This window comes from Mycobacterium sp. (genome assembly GCF_047975165.1).
In the GTDB taxonomy this organism is placed as follows: Bacteria; Actinomycetota; Actinomycetes; order Mycobacteriales; family Mycobacteriaceae; genus Mycobacterium.
The window spans coordinates 19,034-41,397 of the sequence record NZ_JBKECZ010000040.1 but is presented as its reverse complement, the minus strand read 5'-3'; the positions used below and the strand labels follow the sequence as shown (position 1 = coordinate 41,397).

At 68.1% G+C, this 22,364-nt stretch carries 19 protein-coding genes and 2 pseudogenes; 6 read left to right on the top strand and 15 right to left on the bottom strand.

Annotated elements, in window-relative coordinates:
* Positions 1-468, top strand: a pseudogene (locus ACK5M9_RS04075) (hypothetical protein); the annotation flags it as partial.
* A 164-nt stretch (positions 469-632) separates the two neighbouring features.
* On the opposite strand, the gene glgC reads toward ACK5M9_RS04075, so the two are convergent.
* From glgC to ACK5M9_RS04060, 3 genes and pseudogenes are all read right to left on the bottom strand, one after another.
* The gene (gene glgC / locus ACK5M9_RS04070) at positions 633-1,847 is read right to left on the bottom strand and encodes a glucose-1-phosphate adenylyltransferase (protein WP_416891916.1); all 1,215 of its coding nucleotides are present in this window, start codon (positions 1,845-1,847) and stop codon (positions 633-635) included.
* Positions 1,848-2,025: 178 nt separating this feature from the next.
* A pseudogene (locus ACK5M9_RS04065) lies at positions 2,026-2,345 on the bottom strand (type II toxin-antitoxin system PemK/MazF family toxin).
* On the bottom strand, positions 2,342-2,551 hold the full coding sequence (locus ACK5M9_RS04060) for an antitoxin MazE-like protein (RefSeq protein ID WP_416891915.1): 210 nt from the start codon (positions 2,549-2,551) through the stop codon (positions 2,342-2,344). Before ACK5M9_RS04060 ends, ACK5M9_RS04065 begins: the two are co-directional and overlap by 4 nt.
* Positions 2,552-2,631: 80 nt before the next feature.
* Here ACK5M9_RS04060 and glgA point away from each other — a divergent pair, with 80 nt between their 5' ends.
* Positions 2,632-3,831, top strand: a complete 1,200-nt coding sequence (gene glgA, locus ACK5M9_RS04055) for a glycogen synthase (protein ID WP_416891914.1) — start codon at positions 2,632-2,634, stop codon at positions 3,829-3,831.
* Here the strand turns inward: glgA and ACK5M9_RS04050 are convergent.
* The 7 genes from ACK5M9_RS04050 to ACK5M9_RS04020 form a co-directional block, all read right to left on the bottom strand.
* Positions 3,828-3,995, bottom strand: a complete 168-nt coding sequence (locus tag ACK5M9_RS04050) for a DUF3117 domain-containing protein (protein WP_127782270.1) — start codon at positions 3,993-3,995, stop codon at positions 3,828-3,830. The two genes, glgA and ACK5M9_RS04050, sit on opposite strands and share 4 nt — an antisense overlap.
* A gap of 178 nt (positions 3,996-4,173) precedes the next feature.
* The gene (locus tag ACK5M9_RS04045) at positions 4,174-4,755 is read right to left on the bottom strand and encodes a DNA-3-methyladenine glycosylase I (RefSeq protein ID WP_416891913.1); all 582 of its coding nucleotides are present in this window, start codon (positions 4,753-4,755) and stop codon (positions 4,174-4,176) included.
* The gene (locus ACK5M9_RS04040; protein WP_416891912.1) at positions 4,752-5,114 is read right to left on the bottom strand and encodes a DivIVA domain-containing protein; all 363 of its coding nucleotides are present in this window, start codon (positions 5,112-5,114) and stop codon (positions 4,752-4,754) included. Before ACK5M9_RS04040 ends, ACK5M9_RS04045 begins: the two co-directional genes overlap by 4 nt.
* 53 nt (positions 5,115-5,167) lie before the next feature.
* Positions 5,168-6,151, bottom strand: coding sequence for a glucosyl-3-phosphoglycerate synthase (locus ACK5M9_RS04035; protein WP_416891911.1), 984 nt, complete (start codon positions 6,149-6,151; stop codon positions 5,168-5,170).
* Entirely contained in the window at positions 6,148-6,972 is an 825-nt protein-coding gene (gene folP, locus ACK5M9_RS04030; RefSeq protein ID WP_416891919.1) for a dihydropteroate synthase, read from the bottom strand. Before folP ends, ACK5M9_RS04035 begins: the two co-directional genes overlap by 4 nt.
* Before the next feature lie 149 nt (positions 6,973-7,121).
* Complete coding sequence (gene fadD6 / locus ACK5M9_RS04025; protein WP_416891910.1) at positions 7,122-8,903, bottom strand: long-chain-acyl-CoA synthetase FadD6; 1,782 nt, start codon at positions 8,901-8,903, stop codon at positions 7,122-7,124.
* A gap of 93 nt (positions 8,904-8,996) precedes the next feature.
* Complete coding sequence (locus ACK5M9_RS04020) at positions 8,997-9,554, bottom strand: TIGR00730 family Rossman fold protein (RefSeq protein WP_416891909.1); 558 nt, start codon at positions 9,552-9,554, stop codon at positions 8,997-8,999.
* 85 nt (positions 9,555-9,639) lie between these two features.
* Between ACK5M9_RS04020 and ACK5M9_RS04015 the strand changes: the two genes are divergently transcribed.
* Entirely contained in the window at positions 9,640-11,766 is a 2,127-nt protein-coding gene (locus ACK5M9_RS04015; protein WP_416891908.1) for an AAA family ATPase, read from the top strand.
* Here the strand turns inward: ACK5M9_RS04015 and dapE are convergent.
* Positions 11,751-12,815 (bottom strand): succinyl-diaminopimelate desuccinylase, encoded by a 1,065-nt coding sequence (gene dapE / locus ACK5M9_RS04010; RefSeq protein WP_416891907.1) that lies wholly within the window; start codon positions 12,813-12,815, stop codon positions 11,751-11,753. The genes ACK5M9_RS04015 and dapE overlap by 16 nt on opposite strands.
* Before the next feature lie 91 nt (positions 12,816-12,906).
* On the opposite strand from dapE, the gene dapD reads away from it, so the two are divergent.
* Positions 12,907-13,860: a 2,3,4,5-tetrahydropyridine-2,6-dicarboxylate N-succinyltransferase gene (gene dapD / locus ACK5M9_RS04005; RefSeq protein WP_416891906.1), complete on the top strand. Its 954-nt coding sequence runs from the start codon at positions 12,907-12,909 to the stop codon at positions 13,858-13,860.
* Between the two features lie 63 nt (positions 13,861-13,923).
* Here the strand turns inward: dapD and ACK5M9_RS04000 are convergent, their stop codons facing one another.
* The 3 genes from ACK5M9_RS04000 to fdxA all read right to left on the bottom strand — a co-directional run bounded on the left by ACK5M9_RS04000 (position 13,924) and on the right by fdxA (position 16,844).
* Entirely contained in the window at positions 13,924-15,327 is a 1,404-nt protein-coding gene (locus tag ACK5M9_RS04000; protein WP_416891905.1) for an acyl-CoA synthetase, read from the bottom strand.
* Between the two features lie 65 nt (positions 15,328-15,392).
* On the bottom strand, positions 15,393-16,478 hold the full coding sequence (gene dapC, locus ACK5M9_RS03995) for a succinyldiaminopimelate transaminase (protein ID WP_416891918.1): 1,086 nt from the start codon (positions 16,476-16,478) through the stop codon (positions 15,393-15,395).
* A gap of 39 nt (positions 16,479-16,517) precedes the next feature.
* The gene (fdxA, locus tag ACK5M9_RS03990; protein ID WP_067257596.1) at positions 16,518-16,844 is read right to left on the bottom strand and encodes a ferredoxin; all 327 of its coding nucleotides are present in this window, start codon (positions 16,842-16,844) and stop codon (positions 16,518-16,520) included.
* Positions 16,845-17,103: 259 nt separating this feature from the next.
* On the opposite strand from fdxA, the gene ACK5M9_RS03985 reads away from it, so the two are divergent.
* Both ACK5M9_RS03985 and ACK5M9_RS03980 read left to right on the top strand, forming a co-directional pair.
* Positions 17,104-19,125 (top strand): FAD-dependent oxidoreductase, encoded by a 2,022-nt coding sequence (locus ACK5M9_RS03985; RefSeq protein WP_416891904.1) that lies wholly within the window; start codon positions 17,104-17,106, stop codon positions 19,123-19,125.
* Positions 19,126-19,349: 224 nt separating this feature from the next.
* On the top strand, positions 19,350-19,679 hold the full coding sequence (locus ACK5M9_RS03980) for a hemophore-related protein (RefSeq protein ID WP_416891903.1): 330 nt from the start codon (positions 19,350-19,352) through the stop codon (positions 19,677-19,679).
* A 16-nt stretch (positions 19,680-19,695) separates the two neighbouring features.
* Here ACK5M9_RS03980 and ACK5M9_RS03975 read toward each other — a convergent pair whose 3' ends face one another.
* Positions 19,696-22,263, bottom strand: a complete 2,568-nt coding sequence (locus tag ACK5M9_RS03975) for a bifunctional FO biosynthesis protein CofGH (RefSeq protein WP_416891902.1) — start codon at positions 22,261-22,263, stop codon at positions 19,696-19,698.
* Between the last annotated feature and the right edge of the window lie 101 nt (positions 22,264-22,364).

Sequence of the window (22,364 nt, the reverse complement as noted above, 5' to 3'; positions counted from 1 at the left end):
TTCGCCTCAGAATTCCAACGCCTGGTCCTGCACGCCGGCGAACGCGGCTGCACCAAACCCGGCTGCGACACCCCCGCCGCCCACTGCGAAGTCCACCACGTCACCGGCTGGACCAAAACCCGGCGCACCGACATCAACGACCTCACCATGGCCTGCGGCCCCCACAACCGCCTGGCAGAAAACGGCTGGACCACCCGAAACTCCAGTCGCGGCGCCACCGAATGGATCCCACCCCCACACCTCGACACCGACCAACCCCGCGTCAACAACTTCCACCACCCCGAACGACACTTCACCCGCCGGCAAGCCGAGGAAACAGGGGAAGACGAGGCCGGCGACGGAGAAACGGGGGACGGCGCGAAAAACAGGGACGGCGCGAAGAACAGGGACGGCGCGAAAAACAGGGACGGCGCGAAGAACAGGGACGGCGGGAAAAACGAAGAAGACGAAGAAGACGGAGAAGTCTGAGCCAGAGACTGCCAGCCCGGAGAAGACGCGCCGGGGGAAACCGGGGCCGGAGAAGTCCGGACCGGCGCAGCCGGGGCTGGTGCAGCCCGGGCAGACGGACATCACGCAGCAGATCCCGGTGCGGCATGACGCCGCACGCAATCAGTCCCCTAGAACCCCGTCCCCTAGATCCGAATGCCCTTGCCCACCGCGACCACACCACCCGCACTGATCGCGAAACGTTCCCGGTCGCGATCCAGATCCACCCCCACCATCTCACCCGGCCCGACGACGACGTTCTTGTCCAGAATTGCGTGACGCACCACCGCGCCCCGGCCTACCCGTACGCCCGGCATGATGACGCTGCCCTCGACGATCGCACCGTCCCCCACCACCACGTTGGGCGACAATACGGAGTTTCGCACCGACGACGCCGAGATGATGCTGCCAGCCCCGACCACCGACTCCTGGGCCGAACCGCCATTGACGAATTTCGCCGGAGCCAGGTTCTCCGACGCACCCAGAATCGGCCAACGCCTGTTGTACAGGTTGAACACCGGATGAACCGAGACCAGGTCCATGTGGGCGTCGTAGAAGGCATCCAGCGTTCCGACGTCACGCCAGTAGGCCCGGTCACGCTCGGTGGCACCCGGCACTTTGTTTTCGGTGAAGTCATAGACCGCGGCGATTCCGTCGTCCACCAGCCGGGGAATGATGTCGCCGCCCATGTCGTGATCCGAGTGGTCCTCGTCGGCGTCGGCTCGAATGGCGTCGATGAGGACCTTGGTGGTGAAGATGTAGTTGCCCATCGAGACATACGTGCTGTCCGGGTCGCCGGACGTACCGGGCGGATCCATCGGCTTTTCGACGAACCTGCGAATCCTTCCCGAGTCGTCGGCGTCGATGCAGCCGAAAGCACCCGCCTCGGATCGCGGCACCCGGATGCCGGCCACCGTCGCGCCCGCTCCGCTGTCAATGTGGAACCGCACCATCTGCTCGGGGTCCATCCGGTACACGTGATCGGCGCCGAAAACGACTATGTAGTCCGGGTCTTCGTCGTAGATGAGATTCAACGACTGGTAGATCGCGTCCCCGGAGCCGGTGTACCACCGCGGACCGAGTCGCTGCTGGGCCGGGACCGGGGTGATGTACTCACCGGCCAGACCCGACAACCGCCAATTCTGAGAAATGTGGCGATCCAGCGAATGCGACTTGTACTGGGTCAGGACACAGATCCGCAAATACCGCGCGTTGACGAGGTTGGACAGCACAAAATCAATGAGTCGATAACCCCCGCCGAAGGGAACGGCGGGCTTGGCCCGGTCAGCGGTCAGGGGATAAAGCCGCTTGCCCTCACCGCCGGCCAGGACAATGCCTAGCACGTGCGGCACTTCCCTCATGGACTCAAACCTATCGGCACCCGTGGACCACTGCCATCGGCGACCCGGACCGGCACCAGCCGTTCGGCCGGGTCACTCGGCGCCGTCTTGTGCTCACCGACAAGACACGGCGCAGCTCAGAGAATACCGGCCAGCGTGGCGTACCGCGGAGTCCTCCGACATCACCGAGCACGACCGTTCAGGAGGCTAGACCGAGGAACACCATCAGGGAGCGCTCGATGTCGACCAGGAGTTTGGAAGATAAACGGCCGATGCGGCGCCGAGGCTGGACCGGCGGACCGTGGTGATCTTGTCGGTCATCGCGAAACTGGGCTGAGCGGTTCCAGCGGTCGTGGGTATCGCGATGCGTGCGATCGCAGCATTGGCCGCCGTGGTGGTCAGTGGGATGACGACGACCGACCCGGTGCCATCGAACAGGTCATCTTGGATGATGAGCGCTGGGTGCGGTCTGTTCGCGTAGGCGCCGCCCGAGACGGTCCAAAGTTCGCCGCGGATCACTCGTCGCCGACCAACTCAGAGATGGCCTCCACGAAGCCCATGTCGTCGCTGCGCCGGTCGGCTTCGGCCAAGGCCAGCGCTTCCCGGTGCGCTTCCGCGGCGAACTGTGCCGAGCGGACGTCGGGCACCCACACTTGCAGCGGGCGGTACCCGCGCTCACGCATGCGCCGGCGGTAGTCGCCGACACGTCGTGTGGATGTCACCATGCCTCGACGGTTACATGAAACGCAGTTGCAGGCAACAACCCGCCGCGCGGGAAGCATCGTAGCCGCACTAGCCTGCGGGTATGCGGGTGGCGATGATGACTCGGGAATATCCTCCCGAGATCTACGGCGGAGCCGGCGTCCACGTCACCGAACTGGTAGCTCAACTAGGCAGGCTCTGCGACGTCGATGTCCACTGCATGGGAGCGCCCCGTGCCGGCGCCGTTGCGCACCAGCCCGACGAGCGCCTGCGCACCGCCAACTTCACCCTGGCGACCCTGTCGGCCGACCTGCTGATGGCCAACGCCGCCGGCGACGCGAACCCGACCGTCGTACATTCGCACACCTGGTACACCGGCATGGCGGGACATTTGGCAAAACTGCTGTACAACGTCCCCCACGTGCTGACATCCCACTCCCTGGAGCCGATGCGCCCGTGGAAGGCCGAACAACTCGGCGGCGGCTACCGCGTCTCCTCCGCAGTCGAAGCCACCGCCATCCTGAGCGCCGACGCGATCATCGCGGTCAGCAATGGCATGCGCGACGACATCATGCGGGTGTACCCCACAGTTGATCCCAGCACGATCCACGTCATCCGCAACGGGATAGACACCGAGATCTGGTATCCCTCCACCGCACGCTCCACCGGGTCCGCTCTGGAAGAACACGGCATCGATCCCAACCGGCCCGTCGCCGCTTTCATCGGGCGGATAACCCGGCAGAAGGGCGTCGCCCATCTGGTTGCGGCGGCGCACGACTTCAATCCCGACATTCAATTGGTGCTGTGCGCGGGGGCGCCGGACACCCCCGAAATCGCGGCGGAAATAAGCACCGCGGTATCCGAACTGGCCCGCTCGCGAAGCGGCGTGGTGTGGATCCAAGACATGCTCGGTAAGACCGAGCTGCGCGAAATACTATCGGCGGCAACGGTATTCGTATGCCCTTCGGTGTACGAACCGCTGGGCATCGTGAATCTGGAGGCGATGGCCTGCGCGACCGCGGTGGTGGCTTCCGACGTGGGCGGGATTCCCGAGGTAGTCACCGACGGCGTCACCGGATCGCTGGTGCACTACGACGCCGACTACCCCGAGGCATACCGGGCCCGGCTCGCCGAAGCGGTCAACGCACTGATCGCCGACCCCGATAAAGCCCGCCAATACGGCTTGGCCGGGCGCCGCCGATGCATCGAGGAATTCTCCTGGGCGCAGATCGCCGCCCAGACGCTGGAGATCTACCGTACGGTGAGCGCATCACACCCACCGCGAGCCGGTTCGTCAGCCTAGCTGGTGACGCCCTTGAGCTCATCTCCCAACGCGGAGGCCTCATCGGGAGTCAACTCGACCACAAGGCGACCACCGCCTTCCAGTGGCACCCGCATGACGATGCCGCGCCCCTCCTTGGTTGCTTCCAGCGGACCGTCCCCGGTCCGGGGCTTCATCGCCGCCATCGAGTACTCCCTCCAAATTCGAGTTGGCAGGCCCTCACCGAACCGGCCGGCACCGAGCAGGCCTCACCAGTGGATTTCCAGCCATACTCGACATCGAACTGCCAAATCACCCCTCCATTGTTCCCTATCCGGGTGACCAGATGCACATAAGGCCCACCTGTGCGCCCGTTCGGGAGCATCAACGGGTCTCCGGTCGCACCCAGCAGGCGCGGACATGATCATCGACCATTCCGGTCGCCTGCATCAGCGCGTACGCGGTGGTGGGGCCCACGAACCGAAAGCTGCGACGCTTCAATTCGTGTGCCATGGCCTTCGACTCAGCGCTCACAGTGGGAATTTCGGACAGCTCGGCAAACCTGGGCCGCCGGGGAGGCGCGAACGACCACAGCAGATCCGAAAAATCCTGCGGAGACCCGAGCTCGGCTGCGGCACGGGCGTTGCCAATCGTCGCCTCGATCTTGGCCCGGTTGCGCACAATCGAGACATCCGCCAGCAGCCGCTGGACGTCGTCGTCGGCGAACCCCGAGATCTTGCCCAGGTCAAAGTCGCAGAACGCGCGCCGGAAACCCTCCCGCTTCCGCAGGATGATCAGCCATGACAGCCCGCTCTGGAACGCCTCCAGGCTCAGTCGCTCGAAAAGTGCCGACCCATCGGTGACCGGCCGTCCCCACTCCAGATCGTGGTAGTCGCGGTACAGCTCGGCATCCGGCCCGGGGCGAACCTCAGCCCAACCGCAGCGGACCCGGCCATCGGTGCTCATCGCCGATCGACGGACTCCGGGCCGGCGGCGCCGGACTCGGGCACTCCGGCCATTCCCGGATGCGAGTCCACACCGGCGGACTGCAACGCGGCCACCTGACGCCGCAGCACTTCGAGTTCCCGGCCCAGCCTGTCCAGCACCCAGTCCACCTCACTCGTCTTGTACCCGCGCATGACCTGGGAAAATCTCACGGCATCGACGTCAGCGCCGGTGACACCGTAGGCGGGCAGCACGGTTACCGTCGTCGCCCGCGGCAACGGCGGCAAGGGCTCACCGCGCCCGAACAACAGACTGGCCGCGCCGAACAGCGCGATCGCCACCAGGACCAGGACCACCGGGTACAGCAACAGCAATGCCACGGGATCGATCTTGCCCTATGGACGCGGTGTGCCGGCCACCGTCATGCCCGCATTCAGGCCCGTGGCCGGAACACATTCATCGGTGGCCGATCCGCAAGGGACACCGGCCACGTGCACCGTGAGTACCCGTCGCCGACCGGAAAGAACTGGGTCAGCCCCTCCCCCGAGTCGGAAATCCCGCACCGGGACAACAGCGTCGCCATCACCTGACGACTCATCGCGCCCAGCTCCTCCAGCGGCCGGTTGCGGTGGGCCCGGACACCCAGGTTGACCTGCGCGATCGCGTCCAGCCCCAACGAGTCGAAGGTGTCCACCAACAGGCCGATCTCCACACCGTAGCCGGGTGCGAACGGCAACGAATTCAGTAACTCCCTGCTGGCCGCGTACTCCCCGCCCAGTGGCTGCAGCACGCACCCCAGCTCCGGGCGCAGCGCGGCCAGCAGGGGGCGCGCCACCAGCTCGGTAACCCGTCCGCCACCGGTGGAACCGGCGTCGCCGCTGGCGTCTCCGACACTCAGCGGCCGCCGATAGAAGCCTTTGACCAGGTGAAGTCCCTCACCGGTGAGCAGCGGACCGAGCAGATACGGCACGAACATCGGGTGCGGACTGACCAGGTCCGAGTCGACGAAGACCACGATGTCGCCGGTCGTGGCAGCCAGCGAGCGCCACAGCGCCTCACCTTTGCCGGGTCGGGTAGGCAGCTCGGGGACCGCCTGCTCCCTGCTGACCACCCGGGCGCCGGCGGCGATGGCCCGGATCTCGGTGTCGTCGGTGGAGCCCGAATCCAGCACGATCAACTCGTCGACCAGCCCCGACGATTCCCGGACCAGCGGCCAAATGCTGTCGATGACGGATTCGATGGTTTCTTCCTCGTTGAGGGCGGGAAGCACCACCGAGACGGTGCGTCGGCCTTTCGCGGCGACGAGCTCGCCCACCGTCCACCGCGGCCGGTTCCAGCTCCGCTCGGCCAGCCAGGTGTCCGCTGGCCCAACGCCAAGGACACCATCGCGGACAAGATCCAGTTCCGACGCCGTCATGCCAGTCCTCTCACGGTGCGAGCCGGCGCCCGCACCCCCTGGATGGCGGCCACCATCTCCAGCACTCGCCGGGTGGCCGCGACCTGGTGCACCCGGAACATTCGTGCCCCGGCGGCCGCTGCCAGCGCGGTTGCGGCCAGCGTCCCTTCAAGCCGTTCGCTCACATCCACACCCAGAGTTTCCCCGACGAAGTCCTTGTTGCTCAACGCCATGAGCACCGGCCACCCGGCCCCGACGAGATCGGCCACGTGGCGTAACAGGATCAGCCCGTGAAAAGAGTTCTTGCCGAAGTCGTGGGTCGGGTCGACCAATACCCGGTCGCGGGCCACGCCGACCGCGACTGCCCGTTCGGCAGCGACTGTGACCTGGCGAATCACGTCGTCCACCACCCCGCGGGTAGTCGTACCGTAGCTCACCCGGAACGGTCGCGTCCTGGGCGCGGCACCACCGGTGTGCGAGCAGACCACACCCGCGCCGAACTCGGCGGCCACTTCGACCAGCCCCGGGTCGACCCCGGCCCAGGTGTCGTTGATCAGGTCCGCCCCCGCCGCACAGGCCGGCCGGGCCACCTCGGCGCGCCAGGTGTCGATGCTGATGAGCTGGTCGGGGTAGGCATCGCGGAGCCATTCCACGAACGGCACCAGCCGGGCGATCTCGGTGTCGGCGTCGACGCCCGCACCCGGGCCCGCCTTGACCCCCCCGACGTCGATGACGTCTGCCCCCTCGGCCACCGCGCGGTGTACGGCTTGCCTGGCCGCCTCGTCATCGAAGGTGGCTCCCCTGTCGAAGAACGAGTCGGGGGTGCGGTGGATGATCGCCATGATCAGTGCGCGATCACCGGATACCGGACGACCGCACAGGGTTGATTGCACGCCTCCATACTGCCCTGCCGCCGCGAGCGTAACGCCAGCGCGATTTCCGACGTCGATTTTCGCACTGGCGTTACGCTCGCGACGGCGGACTTCAGCCGTCAGCCCCGGGGGCGCTCACCGGCCGCCAGCTCGCCGGGGTAGGCAGCGTAGAACGGCACGTACCCTTCCTTCCGTCCGGCCAGTACGTACAGCGGGTCCTCGACGCCCGAGCCGTAGGCCTGCTCGCGCAACTCGACCTTGCGGCTCTTGAACGTCGAGGTGTGTTCCAGCGACTCCACCAGTCGCACGAACAGCGGCAGCGCATAGCCGGGCAACCCGTCATACACCGCATCGGCCAGCGACCGGACGTCGAACTCTGCGCCTTCGCGCAACTTGATCGCGGCCATGCCGGCGCGCCCACCGGTACCGGGCACCTCCACCCCGAACACCGTGCACTCCTGCACGTTCGGGTCCGCCGAGATCGCGGCCTCCACCTGAGTGGTGGCCACGTTTTCGCCCTTCCAGCGGAAGGTGTCGCCAAGCCGGTCGACGAACGCAGCATGGAACATGCCTTGCGGGCTCATCACATCACCGGTGTTGAACCAGCAGTCGCCCTCCTTGAAGGCGTCGCGCACCAACTTCTTCTCGGTTGCCGACCTATCGGTGTAGCCGTCGAACGGCTGCAACTTGTTGACCGGGCTGAGCAGCAACCCCGGCTCACCGGCAGGTACCCGGCGCACCCGGCCGGCACCGTCGCGCACCGGGTCCCCGGTGTCCGGGTCGTACTCGACATATGCCAGCGGCATCGGCGAAATTCCAGTGCTCCCAGGCACATTGAAGACGTTGATGAACGCGGTGTTGCCTTCGCTGGCGGCGTAGAACTCACACACCCGGGCAATGCCGAATCGTTTGGTGAACTCGGCCCAGATCTCCGGCCGCAAGCCGTTGCCGGCGATCACCCGGACGCGGTGGCGGCGATCGGTCGGCTTGGGCGGCTGATTGAGCAGATAGCGGCAGATCTCGCCGATGTAGATGAACGCCGTCGCATCCGCGGCGATCACCTCGTCCCAGAACCGCGATGCCGAAAAGGATTCCCCGAGAGCCAACGTCGCCCCCGCGTTGAGCACCGACGACACCGCCACCGTCAGGGCGTTGTTGTGGTACAGCGGCAGGCAACTGTACAGCGTGTCCGACGCCTTGAGCCGCAGGCCGAGGCCGCCGAACGCGCCGAGCGCCTTGAGCCAGCGGTAGTGCGTCATCACGCTGGCCTTGGGGTATCCGGTGGTGCCGGAGGTGAAGATGTAGAACGCGGTGTCCCTGGCCCGAACCGCCGACACCGAAGCCGGGTTGGTCACCGGCGCCGTGGCGGCGAATCCCCTCACATCGTCGATGGTCAGCACGTCGCAGGAGACGCCACCTGATTCGCTGACGGCACTGACCAAATCGGATTCTGCGATCAGGACCTTCGATTGCAGCAGGCCAAGGCTGTGTGCCAGAACGTCACCGCGCTGGTGATAGTTGAGCATGCCGGCGATAGCGCCGCATTTGACCACCGCCAGCATCGTCAACACCGCATCGGGCGAGTTGCGCAGCATCACCGCGACAACGTCGCCGGGGCCGACGCCGCGCGCGGCCAGCACCGAGGCGTACTGGTTGGCGGTCGCATTGGCTTCGCGGTAGGTGATGCGCCGGCCGCCGAACGTGATGAAAACCCGGTCGGCATACTGGGCGGCCCGGTCCTGGAATACGCTGCCGATCGACACCCTGGAGTTCGGCCGGGCAACCAAGCCGGTCCTGACCCCGCGCACGATCGACGGGGCGTCCGCGACGAAACGCGCCACCCCAGCCGCGATGTGAGCCAGTTTGACCCGTGTGCGCACACCGCCGTCATGATCGGACACCTGGATCCCTCAATTCCTCATGGCCGGCGATATGACTCGCTGTGTGACCGGCTTTCACTCATACCCAGGCCCCGGTGGCCCCGGTGGCTCCCGTCAGCCGACCACACACGCCGTCAACGCTTCATCGACATTGTCGACCACCACCACCCGGTCGACTGCCGCCTGGGAGACGTAGCCGCCGTCGCGCAGGCCGCGCAGCCACGCGCGCAGGCCATCGTAGTGCCCCCGGGGATCCAGCAGCACGATCGGCTTGTCGTGCACACCCAGATAACCCTGCGTCCAGGCGCTCAGCAGTTCGTCGAGCGTGCCCACACCGCCGGGCAACGCGATGAACGCATCAGCCCGCGCTTCCATCACCTTCTTGCGTTCACCGAGCGTGTCGGTGACGATCAGCTCGTCGGCGTCGGCGTCGGCCACCTCGCGGTTCACCAGCATTTCCGGGATCACACCAACCGTCCGGCCACCGCCCGCCCGTGCGGCGGAGGCCACCGCCCCCATCGCCGAAACATTGCCGCCCCCCCACACCAGCGCCCAGCCGCGCCGCGCGATGGCCGCTCCCAGGGACTCGGCGAGCTCCAGCAGATCCCGATGGGTGGGCGTCGCCGCGCAGTACACTGCCACCGTCCGGCGGCTGCTGTCCGGCGCGCGCATACACCGAAACGTAGACCACCGCCGCGGCCGGCCTCCCTTGCGGGGTGAGTGTCCGTCGGCGGGCCGAGAGCCATAGGGTCAGGGAGTGCCGATTCGCTGGAACGTCCCGCACCACGACACCGCACTCGAGCGCGTCGCCGGCGCCCTGAACGGCTCGGGCACAGCCGCCGGGGCCGTGGTGCTCGGACCCGACGGCGTCGGCAAGTCGACCCTTGCCCGCTTGGCAGCCGAAAGGTACCGCGCCGCACATCCGAGCACCCTGACCCGCTGGGTGATCGGCACGCCCACCGAGCGGGCGGTCCCGTTCGGCGCGTTCGGGCATCTGGTCGAGGTCTCCGAGATCGGCAAACCGGCCGCCCTGCTCCGGGCCGCCCGCGACTCGCTGACCCGGACCGCCGCACGCGGCGATCTACTGCTCGTCGTCGACGAGGCACACGATCTGGATCTTCTGTCCGCCACGCTGGTGTATCAGCTCGCCCGCAGCGGGGCCGCCCGGATGGTCGTCACCGCCCGCGCCGACGCCGCCTCCCCGGCGATCGAGGCATTGTGGACCGACGGCCTGCTGGACCGGGTCGATATCGCGCCGCCCGGTGGGGCTACCACCGCCGCCGAGGTCGATGGGTTCCTCGCCGAGTTGCCCGCACCCGCGCGCGCGGTCCTGGCGTACCTCAGTCTGGTCGAGCCGCTGACGGTGGCCGATCTCGACACGGTGGCCGGTGGCGGCGCGGTCGAGCAGGCCCAGGACCTGGGCGCGGCCGAGATCCGGGTACGCAACGACGACGAACCGGTCGTCTACACCGCGCACCCGCTGTTCGCCGAACGCGCGCGAGCGGCCCTGGGGCGCGAAGAAGTGCGGCGGTGCCGAACCGAATTGGTCGAGCTGCTTGCCCGCCACCGGTGCGACCACCCCAGCGACCGGTTGCGGCTGGCATTGCTGGCCCTGGACAGCGACGCGCTACAACCGGTTGAGGAGGTGGTGGCCGCCTCACAGCAGGCGCTGCGACTCGGCGATGTGACACTGGCCCGTCGGCTGGCCCGGTCGGCGCTGGACCGCTCCGGAGGGCTGGAAGCGTGTCTGGTGCTGGGGCAGGCGCTTGCGTGGCAGGGGCGAGGCCGCGAAGCCGGCCAGGTGCTGGACTCGGTGAATCCGGCCGGCTTGTCCGAACCCGAGCTGATGGCCTGGGCGCTACCGCGGGCGGCCAACCAGTTCTGGATGCTCGGTGAACCGGAGAAGGCAACCGCGTTCCTGCAGGCCACCCGCGCGCGGGTTGCCGACCCGGCCGCTCAGACGGTGCTGGACTCGCTGACGGCCACGTTCGCAATGAACTCCGGAAACCTGCCGCGAGCCATCGCCTTGTCCAGCGAAGTGCTGTCGGCGCCCACCGCCCCCGACACGGCGGTGGCGTGGGCGGCCAGCGCGGCAGCGTTGTCGTCCGCCAGGATGGGGCGATTCGCCGAAGTGGATCGGCTGTCCGAAAGAGCGCTGGCCGCAGAGCACCCCGGACTGCTGAGGTTCACGGTCGGGTTCGCTCGGATCATCACTCTGATCATGACCGGCCACATCGACCAGGCACAGAACCTGGCCCAGCAATTCACCGATTTCGCCGAGTTGCAGCAGCCCGGCCGGGCGATCGGCGAAGTGTTGCTCGCCTACGTCCTCAATGTTCGAGGTGAGTTTTCCGCTGCTGCAACGCTATTGGAGCCTGCAGCTGCCGAGTTGGAGCGAACCGGCTACTCCTGGGGCCCGCTGTCGTTGATGTTGTTGACGACGGCGGTTGCCCGCCAAGGCGATATCCCCGGATCGGCAAAAACACTGCGGCGCGCCGAAGCACGACACGGAACGAAATCGGCGCTGTTCGCCCCGGAACTCGGAATCGCCCGCGGCTGGACGAGATTGACCGGCCGGGACGCGACCGGTGCTGTCGCCGCGGTCCGCGATGCCGCCGGCATGGCCCAGCGGTCCGGACAGTCCGCGGTTGCACTCATGGCCTGGCACGATGCCGTTCGTCTGGGTGACATCCGGGCGGTAGAGCCGTTGGCCAGGTTGGCGGGGGAAATCAATTGCGCGGTAGGCGATATCGCCCTCAGGCATGGCCGTGCACTGGCCGCGCGCGACGCGGAGGCGTTGACGGCGGTGGCAGACGAGCTCACCGCCGTTGGCCTTGGCGCAGCGGCAGCCGACGCCACCGCGGCGGCTCAGCGGCTCAGGTAACCGCGCAGTACGTCCACCGCCGCAGTGATCGCGGCAACCGCCACCCGCTCGTCGCGGGTGTGCGCGAGGTTGGGATCACCCGGACCGTAGTTGACCGCCGGTATGCCGCGTGCCGCAAACCGCGACACGTCCGTCCAGCCGTACTTCGCCCGCGCCTGTCCGCCCGCCGCCTCGACCAGGGCCCCGGCCGCCGGTGCCGACAACCCGGGCAGCGCACCCGGTGCGGAGTCGGTCAATTCGATCTCGACGTCGAGCCCTTCGAGTACCCCGTGGACGTGGGCCAGCGCGGCCTGCGACGACCGATCGGGGGCGAAGCGGAAGTTGAGCGTCACCGAGGCGGCATCGGGGATCACGTTGCCCGCGACACCGCCGTCGACCCGGACCGCGGACAATCCTTCCCGATATTCGCAGCCGTCGATCTCCACGCTGCGCGGCCGGTAGGACGCCAGCCGGTCCAATACCGCACCGAGCTTGTGAATGGCGTTGTCGCCCAGCCAGGATCGCGCCGAATGGGCCCGCCTCCCGGTGGCACTGACGGCCACCCGCAGCGTGCCCTGACAACCCGCCTCGATGTATCCGGAGGTCGGCTCGCCCAGAACGGCCACATCGGCGGCCAGCCAGCCGGGTAGCTCGCGCTCGATGCGTCCCAACCCGTTTGCCGCGGAGTCGATTTCCTCGCAGTCGTAGAAGACCAACGTCAGGTCGTGCTTCGGGTCGGCCACGGTGGCGGCTAGGTGCAGAAACACCGCGTCGCCGGCCTTCATGTCCGCTGTCCCACAGCCGTACAGGTCGCCGTCGTGTCGTCTGCTGGGGAGATTGCCGGCCGCCGGGACGGTATCGAGGTGCCCGGCCAGCAGCACCCGCGACGGCCGGCCCAGCGCCGTGCGGGCCAGCACCGCGTTGCCGTTGCGAACGATCTCGAATCCGGACGTCTGCGCCCGCAGCGCCGATTCCACCTCGTCGGCGATGCACTCCTCGTGTCGCGACTCGCTGGGGATGTCCACCAGCTCCGCGGTCAGCTGGATCGGGTCCGCGCGCAAGTTCAGCACCGACCCAGACTAGTCCCGCGAGCAGGGCGCAACCCGCGCTGCGGGGAATCCCGGGACGCGACTCCGCATCGGTCCGCAGGGCGCAGTACCCTTGTCGACCGTGACTGGAGCTGCGGGAATCGGGCTGGCGACGCTGGCCTCCGACGGATCGGTGCTCGACACCTGGTTTCCCGCACCCGAACTGACCGACACCGGCGAGGGCGCCACCGCGCGCCTGGCCCATTCCGATATTCCCGCCGAAATCGCGGCGCTGGTCGGCCGCGACGACGACCGCCGCACCGAGACCATCGCCGTTCGCACCGTCATCGGATCGCTGGACGATCAGGCTGCCGATGCACACGACGCCTACCTGCGGCTGCATCTGCTCTCGCATCGCCTGGTGCCACCGCACGGGCTCAACGCCGCGGGGCTGTTCGGGGTGTTGACCAATGTGGTCTGGACGAACCGCGGCCCGTGCGCCGTCGAAGGATTCGAGGCGGTGCGGGCACAACTGCGCCGGCACGGTCCGGTGACCGTCTACGGCGTCGACAAGTTCCCCCGAATGGTCGACTACGTGGTGCCTTCCGGAGTCCGCATCGCCGACGCGGACCGGGTACGCCTGGGCGCCCACCTGGCACCGGGCACCACCGTGATGCACGAGGGCTTCGTCAACTTCAACGCCGGCACCCTGGGCGCGTCGATGGTCGAGGGCCGCATCTCGGCGGGGGTGGTGGTGGGCGACGGCTCGGATATCGGCGGCGGGGCATCGATCATGGGCACCTTGTCCGGTGGGGGTGAGCAGGTCATCTCGATCGGCAGGCGCTGCCTGCTCGGCGCCAACGCGGGTCTGGGCATCTCCCTGGGCGACGACTGCGTCGTCGAGGCCGGCCTCTATGTCACCGCGGGCACGAAAATCACCACCCCGGACGGCACGACGGTCAAGGCCGGCGAGCTTTCCGGCGGCAATAACCTGCTCTTCCGGCGCAATTCGCAAAGCGGAGCGGTCGAGGTGGTGCCCCGCGGCGGCCAGGGTATCGCGCTCAATGAGGACCTGCACGCCAACTGACGCTCGACGTACGGCCCCCAGCCCTCCGGCCCCCGGCCTCGGTCCACCCGGCGACCCTGCGCATCAGCCTTCTTCGATCAATACCTTCTTGAGCACCTTGCCCAGCGCGTTGCGCGGCAACGAATCCACCAAACGCACTTCGCGCGGTCGTTTGTGCACCGAAAGCTGTTGTGCGACAAAGTTGATCAACTCCGATGATTCGGCAGACCCGACGACGTAGGCCACTATCCGCTGCCCCAGGTCCTCATCGGGCAACCCGACAACCGCCACCTCGTCGACACCTTCGTGCCCGAGCATTGCGGTCTCGACCTCACCCGCCCCGATCCGATAGCCGCCCGACTTGATCAGGTCGACCGACTCGCGTCCCACGATCCGGTGCATGCCGCCGTCGTCGATGACGGCCACGTCGCCGGTGCGGTACCAGCCGTCGGCGGCGAATGCCTCCGCGGTGGCTTCCGGCCGGTTCAGGTAGCCGTCGAACAGCGTCGGGCCCTTGACCTGAAGTTTGCCCACGGTTTCACCATCATGCGGGACCGACTCGTCATGGTCGTCGACTATGCGGGTCGCCACGCCGGTCACCGGGAGGCCGACCCAACCGGGCCGGCGCTCCCCGGCGACCCGGGTGGACACGGTGATCAGCGATTCCGAGGTGCCGTAGCGCTCGATCGGGCGGTGCCCGGTCAAGGCCTCCAGCCGCTCGAACACCGGTACCGGCAATGGCGCACTCCCGGACACCAGCAGCCGTGCCGGCCTTAGCGCCTCGGCCGCCGCGGGGTCGGCGGCAACCCGCGACCACACCGTCGGCACCCCGAAATAGAGCGTGCCGTCCGCTGCGGCGTAGCCGGCCGGTGTGGGCTTTCCGGTGTGCACGAAGCGGTTGCCCACCCGCAACGACCCGAGCAATCCGAGCACCAGCCCATGCACGTGAAACAGCGGCAGGCCGTGCACCAGCGTGTCATCGGCGGTCCACTGCCAGGCGTCGGCCAGCGCGTCCAGATCTGCGGCGATCGCGCCGCGACTCAGCAGCACCCCCTTGGGCAATCCGGTGGTGCCCGAGGTGTACACCACCATCGCCGGCGCCTCGGGAGCCGGTTCGCGATACCGGTGCCACGAGCGGGCATGCAACCGGACCGGGACGTGCGGCAGCCCGTCGGCGTCCTCGGGCACCGGACCCAGCCATGCCTGGGCGCCGGAGTCGGTGAGCATGTGCCGCCGTTCGGCCGCCCCGACGTCCGCCGGCACCGGCACGACCGGGACACCGGCGATCAGGCAGCCGGTGACGGCCAGCACCGTCGATGCCGTGGGTATGGCCAGCACCGCGATCCGGTCCATGCCGGCCACCCGCTCGGCCACCGACGTCGCCGCTCCGAGGAGGTCGCTACGACTCAGGGTGCACCCGTCGATCCGCACGGCGTCGGCAACGTCACGCGCGACGGTCGACGAAGGGTCCAGCGAAGTCAGCAGCACGCCGACGACGCTACCCCGGGAGGAGGGTGCGGGGCGGGGGCGGCGGGGCGCTCGGCGCACCGGGCTCAGCGGAGTCGCTCGGCTGCGGCGGCGATCCGCTCGTCGGTGGCCGTCAAAGCGACACGCACGTGCCGCACACCGGCCGGACCGTAGAAATCGCCGGGCGCCACCAGAATTCCGAGTTCCGCCAGCCGGGCGACGGTTTCCCGGCTGTCGCTGCCACGGGTGGCCCACAGATAGAGTCCCGCCTCGGAATGGTCCACGGTGAATCCGGCCGATTGCAGCGCCGGCATCAGGGCCGCACGACGACGGGCATAGCGCTCCCGCTGCAGCGTCTCGTGCTCGTCGTCGTCGAGCGCCGCCGCCATGGCGGCCTGCACCGGTGTGGGCACCATCATGCCGGCGTGTTTGCGCACCGCCAGCAGTTCGGCGACCAAGGCCCGGTCACCGGCGACGAACCCGGCCCGGTACCCGGCCAGCGACGAAGTCTTGGATAGCGAATGCACCGCGAGCAACCCGGTGTGGTCGCCGTCGCAGACCCGGGGATGCAGCACCGAAAGCGGTTCGGCCTCCCAGGCCAAGCCCAGGTAGCACTCGTCGGAGGCCACCAGCACGCCACGGTCCCGCGCCCACCCGACCACCCGTCGCAGGTGGTCGGCCCCCAGCACCCGGCCGGTGGGGTTGCTCGGCGAATTCAGGTACACCAGGGCCGGAACACCCGACCCCAACCGGTCCGGGGAATCCGTGCGCAGCACCTCGGCCCCGGCCAGCCGGGCACCCACCTCGTAGGTCGGATAGGCCAGCTCCGGCACCACGACCGCGTCGGCGCCGCCAAGCCCCAGCAGCGTCGGCAGCCAGGCGATCAGCTCCTTGCTGCCGATCACCGGCAGCACCGCCGCCTCGTCCAGCCCCGTCACCCCGTAGCGGCGGGCCAGTGCCGACACCGCAGCCTCCCGGAGTTTCCCGGTGCCCGCGGTCGCGGGATAGCCCGGCGACCATGCCGCGCGCACCAATTCCCGCTGGATCAGCGGCGCGACCGGGTCCACCGGAGTGCCCACCGACAGGTCGACAATGCCGTCGGGATGGGCCGCGGCCACTGCCTTCACCGGCGCCAGGGTGTCCCAGGGAAATTCCGGCAGTGCCGCCGTCAGCCCGGCGCGCCGCCCGTGCTGCGCGGGCACCCGGCCGCTCTAGTCGCCCTCGCCCTGCGGCGGAAGGTCCTTGACCACCTGCGGGTCGTTCTCGGTCATGCCGACCTTGGCCGCACCGCCCGGCGATCCCAACTCCACGAAGAAGTCGGCGTTGATCTGGGTGTATTGGCTCCACTGGTCGGGTACGTCGTCTTCGTAGTAGATCGCCTCGACCGGGCAGACGGGTTCACACGCGCCGCAGTCGACGCATTCGTCGGGGTGGATGTACAGCATCCGGGCACCCTCGTAGATGCAGTCGACGGGGCACTCCTCGATGCATGCCTTGTCCTTGATGTCGACGCAGGGTTCGGCGATCGTGTACGTCACGGACGTCTCCTCAACGTGTCTTCGTAGGGCTGGATACGGGCTGCGGGCACCGGCCGGAGGCCGACAGGCCGTTCGGCGTCAGTGCAGTTGACTACTGATGCTAGACGCAGCACATACACCCGAGCCAAATCGCTCCCCTGCCGCCTGCCCCCTGTCTCGGGGATACGCCTTCGAGCGCCGTGTCACACCGGCACGGCAGGATGCACCTAGGTGCAATAGCTAGGCTGCCCGGATGGCGCCGCCCCGCACAGGAGATGCCGTGACACTCTTTCCCAACCTGTTGTCCCCATTGGATCTCGGATTCACCACTCTGGCCAACCGGGTGGTCATGGGGTCGATGCACACCGGGCTGGAGGACCGCGCCGCACACACCGGCCGGCTCGCCGCCTACTTCGCCGAACGCGCACGCGGCGGCGTCGGGCTCATCATCACCGGCGGCTACGCACCCAACCGCACCGGCTGGCTACTGCCCTTCGCCGCCGAGCTGACCACCGGCGCCCAGGCCCGCCGGCACCGCCGGATCACCAGCGCGGTCCACGACCAGGGCGGCCGGATCCTGCTTCAGATCCTGCATGCCGGCAGATACGCCTACCACCCGCTGTCGGTCAGTGCGTCGTCGGAGAAGGCGCCCATCAACCCGTTCCGCCCGCGCGCCCTGTCCCGGCGCGGTGTCGAATCGACCATCGCCGATTTCGCCCGGTGCGCGCAGCTGGCCCGCGAGGCGGGCTACGACGGCGTCGAAATCATGGGCAGCGAAGGCTACTTGATAAACCAGTTCCTGGCGCCACGGACCAACAAGCGCACCGACTCCTGGGGCGGCACACCGGCCAAGCGGCGCCGGGTCCCCACCGAGATCGTGCGCCGAACCCGCGAGGCGGTGGGTTCGGACTTCATCGTCTGCTATCGGCTGTCGATGGCCGACTATGTGGAAGGCGGCCAGAACTGGGACGAAACGGTCGCCCTGGCAATCGATGTCGAGGCCGCCGGCGCCACCCTGATCAATTCCGGATTCGGCTGGCACGAATCCCGGGTGCCCACGATCGTCACCTCGGTGCCCAACAGCGCGTTCGTCGACATCAGCAGCGCCCTGGCCGAGCATGTCGACATTCCCGTCATCGCCTCCAACCGGATCAACATGCCGCAGGCCGCCGAGCAGATTCTCACCGACACCAACGTGGCACTGATATCGATGGCCCGGCCGCTACTGAGCGACCCGCAGTGGGTCCGCAAGGCCGAGTCAGGCCGCACCGACGAGATCAACACCTGTATCGCCTGCAACCAGGCATGCCTGGACCATGCCTTCGCCAGGAAGACGGTGTCGTGTCTGCTCAATCCCAGGGCCGGGCACGAAACGACGCTGGTGCTGTCTCCTGCACAGCGTGCCGGCACCGTGGCAGTCGTCGGCTCGGGTCCGGCCGGATTGGCCGCGGCCGTCAGCGCAGCCGAACGCGGGCACCGGGTCACCCTGTTCGAGGCCGCCGGCGTCATCGGCGGGCAGTTCGACCTGGCTCGCCGCATTCCCGGCAAGGAGGAGTTCAACGAAACCATCCGGTACTTCGCAACAATGCTGGACAAGCTCGGCGTCGAGGTCCGGCTGGGCACCCGGGTGAGTGCGCAGGATCTGGCCGGATACGACGATGTGGTGCTCGCCACCGGCGTCAGGGCGCGCCTGCCCGCCATCCCCGGCATCGACCACCCCACGGTGGTGACCTACGCCGAGGCGATCACCGGCGCCAAACCGGTAGGCAGGACCGTGGCCGTGATCGGCGCCGGCGGCATCGGGTTCGACGTCAGCGAACTCCTCACCACCGAGGATTCACCCACCCTGAACCTCAAGGACTGGAAGGCCGAGTGGGGCGTAGCCGAACCGGGGGAGGCCCGCGGCGCACTGGCCACTCCGGTGCCTGCGCCGCCGGTGCGGGAGGTGTACCTGCTACAGCGCACCAATGGCCCCCAGGGCAAAAGACTGGGCAAGACCACCGGATGGGTGCACCGGGCGTCGTTGAAGGCCAAAGGCGTCCAGCAGTTGTCCGGGGTGAACTACGAACGGATCGACGACGACGGCCTGCACATCAGCTTCGAGCCGGACCGGCGACGGCCGCGGGTGCTGGCGGTGGACACCGTAGTGGTGTGCGCCGGCCAGGAGCCGGTGCGCGACCTGGAGGACGGCCTGCGCCGCATGGGCGTCGATCCGCACATCATCTGCGGCGCAGCGCTGGCGAACGAATTGGATGCCAAACGGGCGATAAAGGAGGGCACCGAGCTCGCCGCACGGCTGTAATCCGGCTCCGCGGCCGGCCTCGCCCACCGATTTCACGAACCCGGTAGCTTTCTGAAAACACATCGCTGACCTGCGAATAGTTATATTCTTGACGGGTCGGGCGATAACTCGTTTGACAAGGTCGCGCCGACAGCGCCTGGTAGCCTTTTTCTAGACGGCAACCGCTGGGCAGATGTCGTCGCCACTGCAAACAGCGGTGCACTATTTCGGGAAGGTGTCCACACATGAGGTTGTCGTATATCGGAATCGGCGCCGCCACCGCGGCCACGGCACTGTCGCTGGGCTTGGGCGCGGGCGTCGCTTCGGCAAGCCCGGATGCGGTAATCAACACCACGTGCAGCTACCCGCAGGTGATGGCCGCCCTGAACGCCGCCAACCCCGGAGCGGCGGCACAGCTCAACGCATCACCGATCGCGGTCAACTACCTGCAAGGTTTCCTGGCTTCGCCACCGCCGCAGCGTGCCGCGATGGTCGCGCAGTTGCAGGCGATTCCGGGTGCCGGCGCGTACGTCGGCCTCGTCGAATCGGTTGCCAGCGTCTGCCACAACTACTGAGCCCTCAATCGGGCGTTCACCCCGACGAGGCACTGGCGACCCGCTGCGGCGCGTAGGTAGTCGAACGCTGCCGTGCGGGGCGGCCGATTCCCTCGGCTATCGCCACCAGGTCTTCGACCGTCTTGGCCGAGCCGTGTTCGGAGCCCGCCATCCGGGAGATCGTCTCCTCCATCAGGGTGCCACCCAAGTCGTTGGCGCCGCCGGTGAGCATCACCCGGGCTCGCTCGACGCCGAGCTTGACCCAACTGGTCTGGATGTTCGGGATGCGGCCGTGCAGCATGATACGCGCCAATGCGTGCACCGCGCGATTGTCCCGGTGCGTCGGCCCGGGCCGCGCGTTGCCGGCCAGGTACAGCGGCGAGTTCTGGTGCACAAACGGCAGTGGGACGAACTCGGTGAAACCGCCGGTGCAGTCCTGGATGTCGCGCAGCACGCGCAGGTGCGCCACCCAATGGTTCGGCCGGTCGACATGGCCGTACATCATCGTCGACGACGACCGCACACCCACCTGGTGCGCGGTGGTCACGACCTCCACCCACAACGAGGTCGGCAGCTTGCCTTTGGTGAGCACCCAGCGCACCTCGTCGTCGAGTATTTCCGCAGCCGTACCGGGGATGGTGTCCAGGCCGGCCTCCCGCAGACTCAGCAACCATTCCCGGATGCTCAGCCCGCTGCGGGTCACACCGTTGACGATCTCCATCGGGGAAAACGCATGCACGTGCATCGACGGCACCCGGGCCTTGATCGCCCGCACCAGGTCGGCGTAGCCGGTCACCGGCAGTTCGGGGTCGATGCCGCCCTGCATGCAGATTTCGGTGGCGCCGGCGACATGGGCTTCCCAGGCTCGGTCGGCCACGTCTTGCGCCGACAGGGAGTACGCGTCGGCATCGCCCTTGCGCTGGGCGAATGCGCAGAACCGGCAACCGGTATAGCAGATGTTGGTGAAGTTGATGTTGCGGTTGACCACGAAGGTCACGTCGTCGCCCACGGCATCGCGGCGCAGGGAATCGGCCAGTGCGGTCACCGCCTCCAGCGCCGGGCCATCGGCGGTGGCCAGCGCCAGGTACTCGTCATCGGTGCATCCGCCGGGGTCCCGCTCGGCCGACCGCAACGCGGCAATCACGTCGGTGTCGATGCGTTCCGGCCCGCGGGCGGCAAGTTCGCGCACCCGGGCCCGGATGGATTCCCAGTCGCCGAAAGCGCTGTCGAGATCGCTGCGGGCGGTAGTGTTGCGGCCCTCGGTGTCGATGGCGGCATTGAGGTTCACCCGACCTGAAGATGCCGCCTCGTCCGGCTCCTGCCACGGCAGGCCAACCGGGTTGACGTCGGCCGCAAGACCGGTGTCCGGGTCGGCCAAGGCAGCCACATGTCCGCGTACCCGCGGATCTATCCAGCCCCCGCCGGCCTGCACATACTCCGGTTGTGCGGTCAGCCGCTGCACCAGGTCGTAGCCCGCCCGTTCGGTGACCTCGGCCAGCGCCGCCAGCGCCGGCCAGGGGCGTTCGGGGTTGACGTGGTCGGGAGTCAACGGCGATACGCCGCCCCAATCGTCCACGCCGGCAGCCAGCAGCGCCAGGCACTCGTCGGGGGAAACCAGGTTGGGCGGCGCCTGAATGCGCATGGCCGGCCCCAGCACCAGCCGTGCCACCGCCACCGCGGCCAGGTAGTCCTCGATGCCGGCGTCGGGCACCGCGGCCATCGCGGTGTGCGGCTTGGCCCGGAAGTTCTGCACGATCACTTCCTGGATGTGCCCGAATTCCTTGTGCAACTTGCGAATCGCGTGCACTGTCTCGGCCCGTTCGACCGGCGTCTCGCCGATCCCGACCAGTAAGCCGGTGGTGAAGGGAATGGCCAGCCGCCCGGCGTCGGTCAGAGCGGTCAGCCGAACCGCCGGGTCCTTGTCGGGACTGCCGTAGTGGGCGAGCCCTTTGGTCTCGAACAGCCTCCGCGAGGTCGTCTCGAGCATCATCCCCATCGACGGGGCGACGGGTTTGAGTCGCGACATCTCCGACCAGGTCATGACTCCCGGGTTCAGGTGCGGCAGCAGGCCGGACCCTTCGAGCACCCGGATCGCCATCGCCCGCACATAGGCAAGTGTCGAATCGTAGCCGTGTTCGCTCAGCCACCGGCGCGCCTCCGGCCAGCGGTCCTCCGGCCGGTCGCCGAGGGTGAACAGCGCCTCTTTGCAGCCCAGTTCGGCCCCGCGCCGGGCGATATCGAGAATCTCGTCGGGTTCCAGATACATTCCCGCTCCCCGAGCGCGCAGCTTGCCGGGGACGGTCGCGAACGTGCAGTAGTGGCAGGTGTCGCGGCACAGGTGGGTGACCGGGATGAACACCTTGGGTGAGTAGGTGATCGGCAATCGGCCGCCCGGGCCACGGCGGCCCGCCGACGCCAAACCCGCATCTCGCACCCTGGCCGCGGCCGCGCACAGAGCAGCCAGGTCGTCGCCGCGGGCGGTCATCGCAAGGGCGGCCTCGTCGACATTCAGTGCGACCCCGTCCCGGACCCGGCGCAACACCCGGCGCATCGCCGAAACACCGGCTCGCTGCGGGACTTCCGGCGAGACCACGCGGCTCGGCACGGCGAGGGGCTCCTGGCCCGGGGTCAACGACACGTTGTTACAACTCCCGCGCGACTCGATTTCATCCGCGCGCGCCCAGGTGAAAACACGGGCGCCGACGG